Raw genomic sequence first — 14490 nt, forward strand, 5'->3', positions numbered from 1 at the left:
GTCGCGATTCCGAGCCGGAGCGCCTGCGCCAGCTCGCCGAGGCCGCCTTCGCCCAGAGCAAGGTCGCGCCAGCCCGCAAGACCGCAAACGGACGCACAGACGATGCCGGATGGGAAGAGTTCTGAGCGAAAGAGGCAGCGTCAGCCGCCGAACGACGCCTCGCCGCCACGCAACCGGGCGACATCGCGTAGCGGCGGCGCGCCGAACAGGCGGCTGTACTCCCGGCTGAACTGCGACGGGCTCTCATAGCCGACCTCGAACCCGGCAGACGCCGCGTCGCGTGCATTGGCCAGGATCAACCGGCGCGCCTCCTGCAGCCGCAATTGTTTCTGGTACTGCAGCGGGCTCATCGCCGTCACAGCCTTGAAGTGCAGATGCAGCGCCGAAGGGCTCATCCGCGCCTCCGCCGCGACGATCTCGACACTGAACGGCTTGCGGTAATTGCGCTTGATCCAGCCGATGGCGCGGTTCACCTGCTGCAGCTTGCTCTCGGCCACCGCGATCTGGCGCAAGCGTGCCGCCTGTTCGCTGATCAGCAGGCGATAGAGGATTTCGCGCTCGACCAGCGGCGCGAGTACCGGGATGTCAGCGGGTGAGGCCAGCAGGCCGGTCAGCCTGATCACGGCATCGCGCAAGGCCGGTGTCAGCGTACTGACCACCAAGCCCGGCCCCGGCGCCGCTTCACGCTCTGCTGACGGCGCGGTTTCAAGCATCAGCGCGCCGATCGCAGCCGGGTCGAGCTCGAGTTTGACGCAGAGATAGGGCTTATCGGGCGTCGCCTCGATCACCTGGCCTATCACAGGCAGGTCGAGCGAGACGACGAGGCAGTGCGCGGCATCGTAACGATAGATCTGGTCACCCAGGATGACCTGCTTGGCGCCTTGGGCGATGATGCAGAGCGCCGGCTCGTGCAGGCCGTGCATCGGCTCGCTCGGCTGCGACAGGCGGACCACCTTCAAGCGCGGGACCGCTGTCTCATGGACGCCGTCGGTCGGCGCGAAGCGCGCGATCAGCGCGGCGAGTTCCTCGACCTGGCGCATGCGGATCTCCTTTGCGAGCAGCCCCCGCTTCGGACTTTCATATAAGGAAGCACCGGGGTTTTGCGAGCATTGGGCCGAGACGCTGGAGGATCAGGCAATGATCGCGGCGGATCGGTCTACCGCTCCCGGGCCCCGCCAGTGCATTGTCCGAGCATACCGGCAGCGTTGTCGACCAACGGACCCAGAGGCTGATCGCCCTGGCGCCCTGAGCCGGTTGCTACTGACATATTCCTGTCAAACGCGGCGCTATCAGCACCGCCCCACAACCTGAACGAAAGGAGATCATCATGCCCTTCAGCCAGGTCTTCCAGTCGCTCGGCGCGATCGCGTCGATCATCGCTCCGGCCAAGCGGCCGATCCGCCCGCTCGAGATCGATCTCGAAGCCTTCCAGCCACTGAGCAAGGCCGAGCGCGCCGTGCTCGGCCGCTGGGTCAGCGAGGACGGGGCCACCCGGCTCGATCTTCGGCCCAATGGCCGGTTCGGCAAGCAGCGCGACCAGGCGGCCGGTCATGGCGGCCGCTACGAGGTCGATGCGTCGCAGCTCTATTTCGAGAGCGACGCTGGCCATGTCTGGAGCGGCGAACTTCGCCGCGGCCAGCTCGCGTTCGGCGAGAAGCGCTTCCGCCGCACCCTGCAGCTGGATCCGGTCGGATTGATCCGATCCGACCGGTAAAGACCCACAGAGTCGAGGCGGGGCCTTGTGCCCCGCCTCAATAACCGACCGTGAAACGCTGGCGCGAATGCGCCGACTTTTCCAGTTCATCGACCAAAGCGACGGCGTAGTCCTCGGCCGAGATCCGGCTCTGGCCGTTGCCATCGACCAGGAGCTGATCCTTGCCGAGACGGAATTTTCCGGTGCGCTCGCCCGGCTCGATCAGGGCGGAGGGCGAAAGGAAAGTCCAGTCGAGGCCTATCTCGCCCTTCAGCAGGTCGAGATAGGCACCACCCTTCCTGGCCTCATCGAGATAGATCGCCGGGAATTCCTTGGTGTCGAACAGCTTGACGCCGGGCGCAACCTCGAGGCTGCCGGCGCCGCCGACGACGAGATAGCGCTTCACGCCGGACTGCTTCACTGCCGCAAGCAGAACCGCCGGATCGCTGGCGGTGTAGTGCACAGCGCTGATGACCGCATCATGGCCGGTGAGCAGGACAGCGAGCCCGTCCTTGTCGTAGACATCGCCTTTCTTCGCGCTGACGCCGGCGCCCTGCGGCACTTTCTCGGGATTGCGGACGATGGCGGTGACCTGATGGCCACGGCTGGTGAGTTCGGCGAGCAGGCGCGAGCCGATGAAGCCGGTGGCGCCGATGAGTGCAATCTTCATGGTGATCTTCCTGGTATCTTCTGGGAACCTACATCCCAATGGACACCAGATGGCAGTCATGCGATTTTCTCTCAAGAAGGCACTTTCACGCCACAAGGTCACCTGCCGGAAACCGCCATGCTCCACCGCCCCGACCCGTTCAATGCCCGTTGCCCGACTCGGCAGGTGCTCGACCGCATCGGTGACAAATGGGCGGTGCTGGTGCTGATCCTGCTGGAGCAGGAGACATTGCGCTTCAACGAATTGCGCCGGCGGATCGATTCCATCTCGCAGAAGATGCTATCGCAAACGCTGAAGAGCCTGGAGCGCGACGGGCTGATCTCGCGCCGCGCCTTCCCGACCGTCCCGGTCACAGTCGAGTATTCGCTGACGCCCCTGGGCCGCACGCTCGCCGGCACGGTCGCGGCACTGACGCAATGGGCGGAGGCTCATATCGGCGAGGTCGAGGAAGCCCAGCGCCAATACGACCGGGGCGAGGTCGCCGCCTGATCAGCGCTTCAGCGCTCGCTTCGGCTTGAAGAAGCCGGCCCAGACACCGTCCGGCGGGCCATTCTTCATCACCTCGGGAGCCTTGAAGGCATCGGGCGCCAGACCCTTCTCCAGCAGCTCCCAGGCAACCGGCATGGCGACTGCAGCGCCCGGGCGGGCCCGCGTCGAGAACGGCGCGATCGCGGTCGAGCCACGGCCGTTGCGGAGATAGTCGATGAAGATGCGGCCCTTGCGCGCTTTCTTCGACAAGGTCGCGGTATAGAGTTTTGGCTCGGCCTGCTCCATCGCCTTGGCGAAGTCGCGGGCAAAACCCTTGACCTCGTCCCAATCCGCTTTCGGCTTCAGCGGCAGCACGACATGGAAGCCCTTGCCGCCGGAGGTCTTGAGGAAGCTCTCGAAACCGAGCTCGTCGAGGCGCTGGCGCACGGTGAGCGCCGCCTCGCGCACGCGCTCCATCGGCACGCCTTGGTCGGGGTCGAGATCGAAGATGACCTGGTCGGGTGTCTCGATCGCATCGACTTTTGCGCCCCAGACATGGACTTCGACCGTGCCGAGCTGCACCAGCGCGGCTAGCCCATCGAAGTCGCGGATGAAAAGCAGCTCCTCACCATCCTCATCCTTCATCCGCGAGACGGATTTGTGCAGGCCGGCGCCGGCATGCTTCTGGAAGAAGACCTGGCCACCGACGCCATCGGGCGCCCGCAACAGGCTCAAGGGCCGCTCGACCACGAAGGGCGCCATGCGCTCCCAGACGCTGGTGTAATAGTCGAGCAGCCCCTGCTTGGTGAAACCGATGTCGGGCCAGAGCGGCTTGTCGGGATTGCTGAGCGTCACGGTGGTCTCCGGCCCGGCCTTGCGCCTGCTTTTCGTCGCAGGCCGCGCTGTCTTCGCTTCCGCCTTGACCGGCTTCTCCTCGATTACCTCTTCAGCCGGCTTGTCCTCGCGCAGGCCGAGGAAGGACGAGTGTCGCAGGGTCTTCGAGGCCGTCCAAGAGCCGAACGCGATCTCGGCGACGAGCTCGGGCTTGACCCAGACGATACCACGCTCGCGCCCAGCGTCGCCGCTGAAAGGCGAGGCTTTCGCGGCGATGGCTTCGAGCTTTTTCTTCAGCGTAGCAGCCGAATTGCGGGTGAAACCCGTGCCGACGCGGCCGGCGGGCTTCAGCTCACCGTCCTCATGATAGCCGAGGACGAGCGAGCCGAGCTGATTGCGCGAGGCCTTCGACGGCACATAGCCCGCGATGACGAATTCCTGGCGCTGCGTGCATTTCGACTTGATCCAATCGCGTCCGCGGCCGCTGCGATAGGGCGCCTCGGCGCGCTTCGAGATCACGCCCTCCAGCCCCATGCGGCAGGCATGGCGCAGCATGGTCTGGCCCGGCTCGATGAAGTGCTCGGAATAGCGCAGCGGCGAATCCAAGTCGGCGGCCTTGAGAAGTTCTTCCAGCTGCTCCTTGCGGGCGAGCAGCGGCTCGGACTGCAGATTTGCGCCATCGAGATGGAGCAGGTCGAAGGCGAAGAAGACGAGGTTCGCAGTCTTCCCCTCCGACAAAGCGGCCTGAAGCGCGGAAAAGGAGGAGATGCCGTTCTCGCCGAGCGCCACGACCTCACCGTCGATCAGCGCCGTCTCGCAAGGGAGTGCCGCGAGCGCATCGGCGATTCGCTCGCCGAAGCGCTCGGTCCAGTCGAGGCCGGTGCGGGTGAGCAGCTTGACCTTTCCGGCGGAGATCCTCGCCTGCAGCCGATAGCCGTCGAACTTGACCTCGTGCAGCCAGGCATCACCGGCCGGGGGCTTGTCCTGCAAGGTCGCAAGGCAGGGCTCGACGAAGCGGGGTAGCGGCTCGGCTTCTGTTTTCTGCGAGTGGCGGGCCGGCCTGGCCTTCGCAGCTGTCGACTTGGAGGTTATCGACTTGGCAGCCTTGGCCAGACGACCCTTCGCGGGCTTCTCGTCGGTCGACCAGACGTCGCCAGCGGGATCCTCGCCGACCTCCTCGACGCTGCGGCCGGATTTCACCGAGTCCGGCGCGGTCTCCAGGATGTCCTCGTCGTCGCGGGCAAAGTCGTCGTCGACCTTGATCAGCAGCCAGTTGTCGCGTTTCTCACCGCGGCGCGGCTTGAGCCTGACCAGATGCCAGCGGCCGCCGAGCTTGTGACCTTCGAGCAAGAAGGCGAGATGGCCCTTCTCCATGCCGCGGACGGGATCGCTTTCCGGGATCCACTTGCCTTCGTCCCAGACGACGACCGAGCCGGCGCCGTATTCGCCTTCAGGAATCGTGCCTTCGAAGGAGCCGTATTCGAGCGGATGGTCCTCGACATGAACCGCAAGACGTTTCTCGCCGGGATCGAGGCTAGGGCCCCGCGTCACTGCCCAGGACCAGAGCACGCCGTCATGCTCCAGCCTGAGATCGTAATGGAGCCGGCGCGCGGCGTGCTTGTGGATCACGAAGGCGCCGCCGCTCCGGGCAGCCTTGCGGCGGCCGGCAGCGCCTTTAGGTTCGCGGGTACGGGAGAAGTCACGCTTTGAGCGATAGAGGTCGAGATTGGCCATGGCGCCCTCCGACGCGCGTCAGGCGCTCTTTTTGGCCTTGCCGGCAGCGGGCTTTTTCGTCGGCTTGCGGGCACTCGATGCCTTCTTGCCGCGAGCGGGCGCTTTGCTGGACGAACCACTCTCCTCGCCGAGGCTCTTCTTCAGGGCCTCGAACAGGTTGACGACGTTGGACGGACGCTCGGCGGGCTTGGCCACCGGTGGTTTCTTGCCCTTGCGCTTGGCCGCGATCAGCTCGAGCAGTGCCTCTTCATAGCGGTCCTCGAAGCCGCTCGGATCGAACTTCGCCTGCTTCTTGTCTATGATATGGGTGGCGAGATCGACCAGTTCCTCGTCGAGTTTGCCCTTGCGCAGCCCGTCGAAGACCTCGGCCGGCTGGCGCACGGTCTTGTCGTAGCGCAGCGTGGTCAGCAGCAGGCCCTTGTCGAAGGGCTCGATCATCACCGGACGCTCGCGGCGATAGAGCACGATGCGGGCGATGCCGGCCTTCTTCTGCTTCGCCATCGCCTCGCGGATCACGGCAAAAGCCTCCTCCGAGACCTCGTCGGACGGGCTGAGATAATAGGGCTGGTCGAAATAGATCTGCGGGATCGCGGCGCGGTCGACGAATTGCTCGATCGAGAGCGTGTGCGAACTCTCGATCTGGACCGCGTCGATCTCGTCCTCCTCGATCAGCAGGTACTCGTCGCCGCCGATCTCGTAGCCCTTGACCTCGTCGTCGGTATCGACCGGCTTGCCGCTGACACTGTCGATATATTGCCGGCGGACGGTGTTGCCGGTCTTGCGGTTTATGACGCGGAAGGAGACCTTCTCGCTATGGTCGGTCGCCGAGGTCAACTCGACCGCGCAGGAGACCAGCGAGAGCTTGAGATAGCCCTTCCAGGCCGGCCGGGGCGCCATCAGGCCGCCCTCAGCTTGGGCCGGGCCGGAAAGGCCGGCGGCAACTCGCGCAGCCAGGCCTCGGCCCGGACGATCTCGTCGCGGGTCACGACCGGTACGGGATCGGAGAGGATCGCCAGCAGCACCTCGCGGTCGAGCTGGCCGTTGGCGATCACCTCGGCAAGCGCGTCACGGGTCTCGCGCTCGGCCCGGAGCTGGGCGCCGAGCGCGGCGATGAGGCGATCCTTGGGCATGGTACGCATGACGGCACCCGGACTGACATCTGTCAGGGTTCAACTGCGGGCCGGGCCACTGGTTCCGCCAGGGTCCGCCGACGGGACCAGCGCCATGAGCGGAATGGCTTAGGCTGGATCACCGAAGCCGCCGAGGCCGGAGAGGAATCCGACAAGCTCGGCCTGCCGGTTCATGCCGGATTTTCGCAGGACCGACTTGATATACGCCCTGACCGTCTCGACCGATAGCTTGCTCGCCTTGGCAATCTCGGCCGTGCTCAGGCCCGATGTCAGGAGGCGTGTGACGCGCGCTTCCCCGGGCGTCAGATCAAACAGTGCGTTGAGAACTTCGAAGGGGGGTGCCTTCGGGCGCCCGACCGGCGTCGCCACCAGGAAAGCCTCGGAGCCAAGGAACAGGTCATGAGCATTGCGACGGATCGGGATCACATGGAAGATGAAGGGCGGGTGTTCATCGCTGCCCGTCACCGCAATCGAGCGAGGGCTACGATGACCGCTCCTGATCTGCTCCAATGCCTGCTGAACGAGTCCGTTCGCGCTCGCGTTTCGAAGGGCGAACCGGCCATGCGCCTTCGCGACGACGACCGAATTGAGTTTGTCGAAGCCGGAACTGACAGCGAGGACGCGCCCGCCCCCGCCCAATACCGCAGCCGGATAACCCAGCATCTCAATGCCTGACAGGGACGCCTGGAGCTTTTCGAGCTGCAGGCGGCAGCTCAGCAAAGCCGATCGCGCCAGATGCGGGCGAAGCTCATCGAGAAGTCCCACGGAGCGATGGTCGACGGGACCCCGCTGAAACTGGTTCTCGAAATGGAAGGTCAAGACTTCGCCGGTCGGCATCAGGATGACCGTCCCGGCGGCCCAGCCCCAGCCTCTCGGGCGAAGGAATTCGGCGAACAAGGGCTCGCGGTCGAGCTCTTCGAGCGTGAACAGTTCCTGGTCGGTGACGAACCCGGCATGCCTCAAGGCGAGCGCGCGACTGTTCCGGGCGTTTCCCGGCATGTGTCCCTCATCGATGAAGGCGGCTACCGTCTCGGAAAAGGTCGGGGTAGCCGTCCATCTGACGACCTGGTCCGAGGCCACGAACAGCGCACCACCATCGACACTACTCAACTGATTCACGCGCGACAGCGCATCAGGCCAAAACTGCGGCAGCACGGCTGCTTCATAGATGCGGTCAAGCACATCGTTGGTGTCGGTCATGGGTCTGCGCGCGTCCCGGTACGTTCGCACGCTACCATACAGCAGCACGCCAAGAGGTCGCAGACGGTTCGCGGCGACGAATGACGCCGTTTCAGTCCCGGACGCGCCCTCCGCAGCCCGCTCGTGCTGCAACGCAGCACCCTAGCGTTTCGCCAGATTTCGTGTATATGCCCGGGCAACCGGCCCGATGGCCGGCTGCGCATCCCTTCCGCGATGAGGCGGATGCGGGCTTCGGACCTTGCTGGACGACATCCCGGCCTGGCCCGCCAGATCAACACCCAACCAAAGGACATCACGATGTCGATCACTGCCGAGCGCAAAAACGCGCTCATCAAGGAACACGCCACCAAGCCGAACGACACCGGCTCGCCGGAAGTCCAGGTCGCGATCCTCACCGAGCGCATCAACAACCTGACCGGCCACTTCAAGTCCCACACCAAGGACAACCATTCGCGTCGCGGCCTGCTCAAGCTGGTCTCGCAGCGCCGCTCCCTGCTCGACTACCTGAAGGGCAAGGAAGAAGCGCGCTACAAGACCCTGATCGAGAAGCTCGGCATCCGCCGCTGATCGAACCGAATTCCCGCCCGGTGCCTCGCTGCTCCGGGCGGTTCTACTAGGGGCCAGCTACGGCCTCGCTCCGGGAACGCCGCAATGAGGCGACGTTCCCCCTTCAATGCGGCAACCGCATGGGGCGGTTCCCGCATGATCCGCCGGCGTCAGTGACGTCCATGGCAGGATCGCCAAGCGCCCGGGCGCGCTTCCTGCGAGCACCTCCCGGACGTTTAGCCGTCTTGCCCATGGGCACGATCGACGCCGGACGGATCGCATCCGACCGAAAGAAAATCCTATGTTCGATGTACAGACCGAAGAGCTGATCTGGGGCGGGCGCAAGCTCGTACTCGAAACCGGCAAGATCGCCCGCCAGGCCGACGGCGCCGTGCTCGCCACCTATGGCGAGACCGTCGTGCTCGCGACCATCGTCTCGGCCAAGGAGCCGAAGCCGGGCTTCGACTTCTTCCCGCTGACCGTGAACTACCAGGAAAAGACCTTCGCCGCCGGCCGTATCCCGGGCGGTTATTTCAAGCGCGAGGGACGCCCGACCGAGAAGGAGACGCTGGTCTCCCGCCTGATCGACCGGCCGATTCGCCCGCTCTTCGCCGAAGGCTACAAGAACGACACCCAGGTGGTCGTCACCGTCCTGCAGCATGACCTCGAGAACGACCCCGACATCGTCGCGATGGTCGCCGCCTCCGCCGCTCTGACGCTCTCGGGCGTGCCTTTCATGGGCCCGGTCGGCGCTGCCCGCGTCGGCTATATCGACGGCGCCTACAAGCTCAATCCGCTGATCGAAGAGGTCAAGGAATCGCAGCTCGACCTCGTCGTCGCCGGCACCCAGGACGCCGTCCTGATGGTCGAGTCGGAGGCCAAGGAGCTCTCCGAGGAAATCATGCTCGGCGCCGTGATGTTCGGCCACAAGCACTTCCAGCCGGTGATCGACGCGATCATCCGCCTGGCCGAGAAGGCCGCCAAGGAGCCGCGCGACTACACCCCGGCCGACAACTCGGTCGTGCTCGACGCCGTGCTCAAGCTGGTCGATGCCGACCTGCGCGCCGCCTACAAGATCACCACCAAGGCCGAGCGCTACAAGGCTCTCGACGCCGCCAAGGCCAAGGTCCAGGCGCTGGTCTCGGCCGAGCCGGACGGCAAGACCACCTTCACGAAGGAGCAGGTCGGCGGCCAGTTCAAGGAAGCCCAGGCCAAGGTCGTGCGCTGGACCATCCTCGACGACGGCGTCCGCATCGACGGCCGCGACGTCAAGACCGTCCGCAAGATCGTGGCGGAAGCGGGTATCCTGCCGCGCACCCACGGCTCCTCGCTGTTCACCCGCGGCGAGACCCAGGCGCTGGTCGTGACCACGCTCGGCACCGGCGATGACGAGCAGTTCATCGACTCGCTGGAAGGCACCTACAAGGAAACCTTCCTGCTGCACTACAACTTCCCGCCCTATTCGGTCGGCGAGACCGGCCGCATGGGTTCGCCCGGCCGCCGCGAAATCGGCCATGGCAAGCTCGCCTGGCGCGCCATTCGCCCGATGCTCCCGGCGAAGTCGGAGTTCCCCTACACGATCCGCGTCGTCTCGGAGATCACCGAGTCGAACGGTTCCTCCTCGATGGCCACCGTCTGCGGCACCTCGCTGGCGCTGATGGATGCGGGCGTTCCGCTGAAGTCGCCGGTCGCCGGCATCGCCATGGGCCTGATCCTCGAGGGTGAGCGCTTCGCGGTGCTCTCCGACATCCTCGGCGACGAGGACCATCTCGGCGACATGGACTTCAAGGTGGCCGGCACCGCTGCGGGCATCACCTCGCTGCAGATGGACATCAAGATCGCCGGCATCACCGAGGAGATCATGAAGGTCGCCCTTGGCCAGGCCAAGGGCGGTCGCGAGCACATCCTCGGCGAGATGAGCAAGGCCCTCTCGGCCTCGCGCAGCCAGCTCGGCGAGTATGCGCCGCGCATCGAGACGATGAAGATCCCGGTCGACAAGATCCGCGAAGTCATCGGTTCGGGCGGCAAGGTGATCCGCGAGATCGTCGAGAAGACCGGCGCCAAGGTCAACATCGAGGACGACGGCACCATCAAGATCGCCTCGGCCGACGGCAAGTCGATCGAAGCGGCGATCAAGTGGATCAAGTCGATCGTCTCCGAGCCGGAAGCCGGCCAGATCTATGACGGCTCCGTCGTCAAGGTCATGGAGTTCGGCGCCTTCGTGAACTTCTTCGGCGCCAAGGACGGCCTCGTCCACATCTCCGAGCTCGCCCCGCGGCGGGTCCAGAAGGTGCAGGACGTCGTCAAGGAAGGCGACAAGGTCAAGGTCAAGTTCCTCGGCATGGACGAGCGCGGCAAGGTGCGCCTGTCGATGAAGGTGGTCGACCAGGCCACCGGCGAGGACATCACCGAGAAGCTGAAGGCCGAGCGCGAGGCCGAGAAGTCCCGCGAGCGCCAGAACGCCGACGATTGATACGCGATCAGCGTTTCACGTGAATCAGACGCCCCGCATCGAAAGGTGCGGGGCGTTTTCCTTTTGGCCGCCCTCTGGTGCGCTGCAGCGAAGTCGAATAGTCTAGACTTATTGCTTTCGGAGGCTAGCATGACCGCGCATCAGATCACGTCGCTCGACCAGCTCGCCACGCTCTATCCGAACCCGGTCGCGCCGGCTTCCGTCCTCAAGGAGATCGATCACATCGACGCCAACTACGGCGCGCTGATCGCGGCCTCGCCGTTTTTCGTGCTCGCGACCAACGGTCCGGACGGGCTGGATTGCTCGCCGCGCGGGGATTTGCCGGGCTTCGTTGCGGTCAGCGACGCGAAAACGCTGCTGATTCCGGACCGAAGAGGCAATAACCGTCTGGATTCACTGAAGAATCTTCTGTCCGACAATCGAGTCGGAATGCTCTTTCTGATCCCCGGTTACGGCGAAACGCTGCGCGTGAACGGCACAGCCGTGCTCTCGACCGATCCGGAGCTGTGCGCGCGCTTCGAGATGGCGGGCAAGCTGCCGGCCTGCGTGATCGTCGTCACCGTCGAGGCCGCCTACTTCCAGTGCTCGCGGGCGGTGGTGCGCGCCGATCTCTGGAACCCGGCGGCGCTGGTCGACAAACGCTCCCTGCCCAGCGCCGGCACGATCCTGCGTGAGATCTCGGCGCGGGCAGCCGTGGAGGCGTTCGATGGCGAGGCCTATGACAAGGCACTGCCGGAACGGGTCAAGGCGACGCTGTACTGAGCAGGCTTCCTCGACCGCGACCATAAGAGCGCGGGAACCCTCTCCTGTAAGGAGAAGGTAGGGTGAGGTGTAGGCCGTTCGACCAGCTCCGCGCAGCCTGACCGCGCGGTTGGGTTCAGGCCAACGTTTCCAGTCCGAACACCTCTCCCCTGCCCCTCTCCTTCCAGGAGAGGGGTTCTCCAGAGCCTTACTCCAACCCGCCCACCACCGCCTCGACCGCCTCGACGATAGCACCCGAGCGGATAAGCGCCGTCGCCTGGTTCATCTCGGTGGCGTACCAGCGGTCGCCGTCGAGCGCCGGCGGAATCGTCTCGCGCAGGGCGTCCAGCGCCGCCTGCGTGCCCTTGCCGAGTGGATGGGCCTTGGCCGTCTCGGCGATCAGCGAGAGCGCCTGGCAGGCCATCAGGATCTCGGCGGCGATGATCATCTCGACGTTCTCGACCACCGTGCGCGCCTTGCGGCCGCACCAGGTCGAGTTCGAGACATGGTCTTCCGCATTGGACTTGCCTGGGATCGAATCGACCGAACCCGGCGAGGAGAGCGTGCGGTTCTCCATCACCAGCGCCGACATCGAGCACTGAACGGTGGCAAAGCCGGTGTTGAGGCCGCGCTTGCCGGCAAGCAGGTTGCGCGGCAGGCCGTAGCTCAAGGTCGGATCGACCAGGCGGGCGAGGCGACGCTCGCAGATCGAGCCGAGATCGGTCATTGCGATGGCGAGCAGGTCCATCGCCTGCGCGACATACTGGCCGTGGAAATGGCCGCCGGAGATGACACGGTAGCCGTCATCCTCGGGGAAGATCAGCGGGTTGTCGGTCGCCGAATTGGTCTCGGTCGCGATGATGCGGCTGACATAGTCGAGCGCCTCGCGGGCCGGGCCATGCACCTGCGGGGCGCAACGCAAGGAATAGACGTCCTGGACCCGCGGCGCCGGCGGCTTGCCCGGCGTGCGGCCGATCTCGTCGGGGTAGATCGTCTCGCGGGCCGAGGCCGAGCAGCGCTTCGAGCCTTGCGTGATCTTGACGAGGTTGCGGGCGACCAGGGCCTGGCCGGGATGCGGGCGGGCGGCATGGACGCGCGGATCGAAGGCGGCGAGCTCCCCGCGCATGGCTTCGAGCGAGAGCGCAAGGCCGATATCGGCAGCCTTGATCAGGCGCTTGGCGTCCTCGGTCGCGAGCACGCCGAGCGCCAGCGACACGGTCGAGCCGTTGATCAGGGCCGACGCATCCTTGGCGCCGAGCTTGAAATCGGGCTCCAGCCCGGCCTTGGCCAGGGCTTCGCGGGCCTTCATCCGCTTGCCCTTGTAGACGGCTTCGCCCTCCTCGAAGCCGCAGACCGCCGCCGACATATGGGCGAGCGGGGCAAGATCGCCGGAGGCGCCGACCGAGCCCTTCTGCGGGATCACCGGATGGATGCCGGCATTGAGGCAGGCGAGCAGGCGTTCAACCAGGGCGACCTGCGGGCCGGAATAGTTCGAGGCGAAGGCATTGGCGCGCAGCAGCATGGTGGCGCGCGTCACATCCTCCGGGAAGGGCTCGCCGATGCCGGTGGCGTGGGCATAGACGCTCTTGCGCTGATATTCGGTCATCTCCGACATCAGCACGCGCTGGTCCTTGAACAGGCCGACGCCGGTGTTGAAGGAGTACATGAACGGGGCCTCGTCGTTCATGAAATTGGCGTCGATATGGGCGCGCGTCGCCGCGATCGCGTCGCGCGCGGACTTGGCCAGCGTCGCCTTCTCATAGCGGCCGGAGGCGCCGGGCCGGGCCACGCGCAGCACCTGCTTGCCCTTCAGGGTCCGTCCGTCGATCGTTACCGCCATGGCCTGTCCTCGTCAGCTTTGCCGACGATCTAACGGCCCATCGTGCCAAAGGGAAAGGGCCATTCCCGCCCGGAAACGAAAAGCACCTTGCACGCTCCGGCGCAGCCTGCGCTAGGATCATGCCGCCGCGGCCTGCTGCGGCGCGACATCGGCGCGCCTTTACCCCGCGCCTGGAATCCCTCAAAGGTGCCGCCAGGAGCGTCACTCATGGATTTCGAAGCCTTTTTCCGCAGCGAGCTCGACGGTCTCAAGGCCGAAGGCCGCTATCGCGTCTTTGCCGATCTCGAGCGCCGCGCCGGCCGCTTTCCCCGCGCCGCCTTCCACGGCCCGGACGGTCCGCGCGAGGTCACCGTCTGGTGCTCGAACGATTATCTCGGCATGGGTCAGCACCCTGCCGTGCTCGCCGCGATGCGCGAGGCGCTCGACAGCTGCGGCGCCGGCGCCGGCGGCACCCGCAACATCGCCGGGACCAACCACTACCACGTCCTGCTGGAGCGCGAGCTCGCCGACCTGCACGGCAAGGAGGCGGCGCTGCTGTTCAACTCCGGCTACATGTCGAACTGGGCCTCGCTCTCGACCCTGGCCGCGCGCATTCCCGGCTGCGTGGTGCTGACCGATGCGGCCAACCATGCCTCGATGATCGAGGGCATCCGGCATTCGCGCTCCGAAAAGCTGATCTTCGCCCATAACGACGCGCAGGACCTGCGCCGCAAGCTCGCGAGCATCGACCCGAGCCGGCCGAAGCTGATCGCCTTCGAGTCGGTCTATTCGATGGATGGCGACATCGCCCCGGTCGCGGAATTCTGCGATCTCGCCGAGGAGTTCGGCGCGATGACCTATATCGACGAGGTCCATGCCGTCGGGCTCTACGGACCGCGCGGCGGCGGCGTCAGCGAGCGCGACGGCCTCGCACACCGGCTCGACCTGATCGAGGGTACGCTGGCCAAATCCTTCGGCGTGATGGGCGGCTATGTCACCGGCTCGGCGGCCTTGTGCGACTTCATCCGCAGCTTCGCCTCGGGCTTCATCTTCTCGAGCTCGCTGCCGCCGACGCTCGCCGCCGGCGCGCTCGCGGCGATCCGGCATCTCAAGGTCAGCTCGGCCGAGCGTGAGGGCCAGCAGGACCGGGTCCGCAAGCTGCGCGGCCAGCTCGACCAGGCC

The 14490-nt window shown here is 65.7% G+C and carries 13 protein-coding genes; 6 read left to right on the forward strand and 7 right to left on the reverse strand.

Features of this window, described 5'->3' with window-relative positions:
- Positions 1-140: 140 nt before the first annotated feature.
- A complete protein-coding gene (locus tag ACQKLX_RS29395; RefSeq protein ID WP_427365100.1) occupies positions 141-1040 on the reverse strand; it encodes an AraC family transcriptional regulator in 900 nt (299 codons plus the stop codon).
- A gap of 287 nt (positions 1041-1327) precedes the next feature.
- Here ACQKLX_RS29395 and ACQKLX_RS29400 point away from each other — a divergent pair, with 287 nt between their 5' ends.
- Positions 1328-1714: an Atu4866 domain-containing protein gene (locus ACQKLX_RS29400; RefSeq protein ID WP_427365101.1), complete on the forward strand. Its 387-nt coding sequence runs from the start codon at positions 1328-1330 to the stop codon at positions 1712-1714.
- 37 nt (positions 1715-1751) lie between these two features.
- Here ACQKLX_RS29400 and ACQKLX_RS29405 read toward each other — a convergent pair whose 3' ends face one another.
- Positions 1752-2363, reverse strand: coding sequence for an NAD(P)-dependent oxidoreductase (locus tag ACQKLX_RS29405; RefSeq protein WP_427365102.1), 612 nt, complete (start codon positions 2361-2363; stop codon positions 1752-1754).
- Positions 2364-2480: 117 nt separating this feature from the next.
- Between ACQKLX_RS29405 and ACQKLX_RS29410 the strand changes: the two genes are divergently transcribed.
- Positions 2481-2852, forward strand: coding sequence for a winged helix-turn-helix transcriptional regulator (locus tag ACQKLX_RS29410; RefSeq protein WP_427365103.1), 372 nt, complete (start codon positions 2481-2483; stop codon positions 2850-2852).
- On the opposite strand, the gene ligD is transcribed toward ACQKLX_RS29410, so the two are convergent.
- The 4 genes from ligD to ACQKLX_RS29430 form a co-directional block, all read right to left on the reverse strand.
- A complete protein-coding gene (gene ligD / locus ACQKLX_RS29415) occupies positions 2853-5399 on the reverse strand; it encodes a DNA ligase D (protein ID WP_427365104.1) in 2547 nt (848 codons plus the stop codon).
- Between the two features lie 18 nt (positions 5400-5417).
- Positions 5418-6296, reverse strand: coding sequence for a non-homologous end joining protein Ku (gene ku, locus ACQKLX_RS29420; RefSeq protein ID WP_427365105.1), 879 nt, complete (start codon positions 6294-6296; stop codon positions 5418-5420).
- Positions 6296-6538 carry a hypothetical protein gene (locus tag ACQKLX_RS29425; protein WP_427365106.1) on the reverse strand — a complete coding sequence of 81 codons (243 nt, stop codon included), beginning with the start codon at positions 6536-6538 and terminating at the stop codon, positions 6296-6298. Before ACQKLX_RS29425 ends, ku begins: the two co-directional genes overlap by 1 nt.
- Positions 6539-6637: 99 nt before the next feature.
- A complete protein-coding gene (locus ACQKLX_RS29430; RefSeq protein WP_427365107.1) occupies positions 6638-7729 on the reverse strand; it encodes a helix-turn-helix transcriptional regulator in 1092 nt (363 codons plus the stop codon).
- 297 nt (positions 7730-8026) lie between these two features.
- Between ACQKLX_RS29430 and rpsO the strand changes: the two genes are divergently transcribed.
- The 3 genes from rpsO (at position 8027) to ACQKLX_RS29445 (ending at position 11510) form a co-directional block, all read left to right on the forward strand.
- Positions 8027-8296 carry a 30S ribosomal protein S15 gene (gene rpsO / locus ACQKLX_RS29435; protein ID WP_092163299.1) on the forward strand — a complete coding sequence of 90 codons (270 nt, stop codon included), beginning with the start codon at positions 8027-8029 and terminating at the stop codon, positions 8294-8296.
- A 280-nt stretch (positions 8297-8576) separates the two neighbouring features.
- Positions 8577-10748, forward strand: coding sequence for a polyribonucleotide nucleotidyltransferase (pnp, locus tag ACQKLX_RS29440; protein WP_427365108.1), 2172 nt, complete (start codon positions 8577-8579; stop codon positions 10746-10748).
- A 129-nt stretch (positions 10749-10877) separates the two neighbouring features.
- Entirely contained in the window at positions 10878-11510 is a 633-nt protein-coding gene (locus ACQKLX_RS29445) for a pyridoxamine 5'-phosphate oxidase family protein (protein WP_427365109.1), read from the forward strand.
- A gap of 187 nt (positions 11511-11697) precedes the next feature.
- On the opposite strand, the gene ACQKLX_RS29450 is transcribed toward ACQKLX_RS29445, so the two are convergent.
- Positions 11698-13329 (reverse strand): HAL/PAL/TAL family ammonia-lyase, encoded by a 1632-nt coding sequence (locus ACQKLX_RS29450; RefSeq protein WP_427365110.1) that lies wholly within the window; start codon positions 13327-13329, stop codon positions 11698-11700.
- A 207-nt stretch (positions 13330-13536) separates the two neighbouring features.
- On the opposite strand from ACQKLX_RS29450, the gene hemA reads away from it, so the two are divergent.
- Positions 13537-14490, forward strand: a 954-nt coding sequence (gene hemA, locus ACQKLX_RS29455; protein ID WP_427365111.1) for a 5-aminolevulinate synthase, incomplete at its 3' end; no start/stop codon positions are given.

It is taken from the genome of Allobosea sp. NPDC003192 (assembly GCF_050275675.1).
Taxonomy (GTDB): domain Bacteria; phylum Pseudomonadota; class Alphaproteobacteria; order Rhizobiales; family Beijerinckiaceae; genus Allobosea.

Bases quoted from the DNA above. Each gene is read 5' to 3' on its own strand.
- ACQKLX_RS29395 (WP_427365100.1), bottom strand. From the start codon at position 1,040: ATGCGCCAGGTCGAGGAACTCGCCGCGCTGATCGCGCGCTTCGCGCCG.
- ACQKLX_RS29400 (WP_427365101.1), top strand. From the start codon at position 1,328: ATGCCCTTCAGCCAGGTCTTCCAGTCGCTCGGCGCGATCGCGTCGATC.
- ACQKLX_RS29405 (WP_427365102.1), bottom strand. From the start codon at position 2,363: ATGAAGATTGCACTCATCGGCGCCACCGGCTTCATCGGCTCGCGCCTG.
- ACQKLX_RS29410 (WP_427365103.1), top strand. From the start codon at position 2,481: ATGCTCCACCGCCCCGACCCGTTCAATGCCCGTTGCCCGACTCGGCAG.
- ligD (WP_427365104.1), bottom strand. From the start codon at position 5,399: ATGGCCAATCTCGACCTCTATCGCTCAAAGCGTGACTTCTCCCGTACC.
- ku (WP_427365105.1), bottom strand. From the start codon at position 6,296: ATGGCGCCCCGGCCGGCCTGGAAGGGCTATCTCAAGCTCTCGCTGGTC.
- ACQKLX_RS29425 (WP_427365106.1), bottom strand. From the start codon at position 6,538: ATGCGTACCATGCCCAAGGATCGCCTCATCGCCGCGCTCGGCGCCCAG.
- ACQKLX_RS29430 (WP_427365107.1), bottom strand. From the start codon at position 7,729: ATGACCGACACCAACGATGTGCTTGACCGCATCTATGAAGCAGCCGTG.
- rpsO (WP_092163299.1), top strand. From the start codon at position 8,027: ATGTCGATCACTGCCGAGCGCAAAAACGCGCTCATCAAGGAACACGCC.
- pnp (WP_427365108.1), top strand. From the start codon at position 8,577: ATGTTCGATGTACAGACCGAAGAGCTGATCTGGGGCGGGCGCAAGCTC.
- ACQKLX_RS29445 (WP_427365109.1), top strand. From the start codon at position 10,878: ATGACCGCGCATCAGATCACGTCGCTCGACCAGCTCGCCACGCTCTAT.
- ACQKLX_RS29450 (WP_427365110.1), bottom strand. From the start codon at position 13,329: ATGGCGGTAACGATCGACGGACGGACCCTGAAGGGCAAGCAGGTGCTG.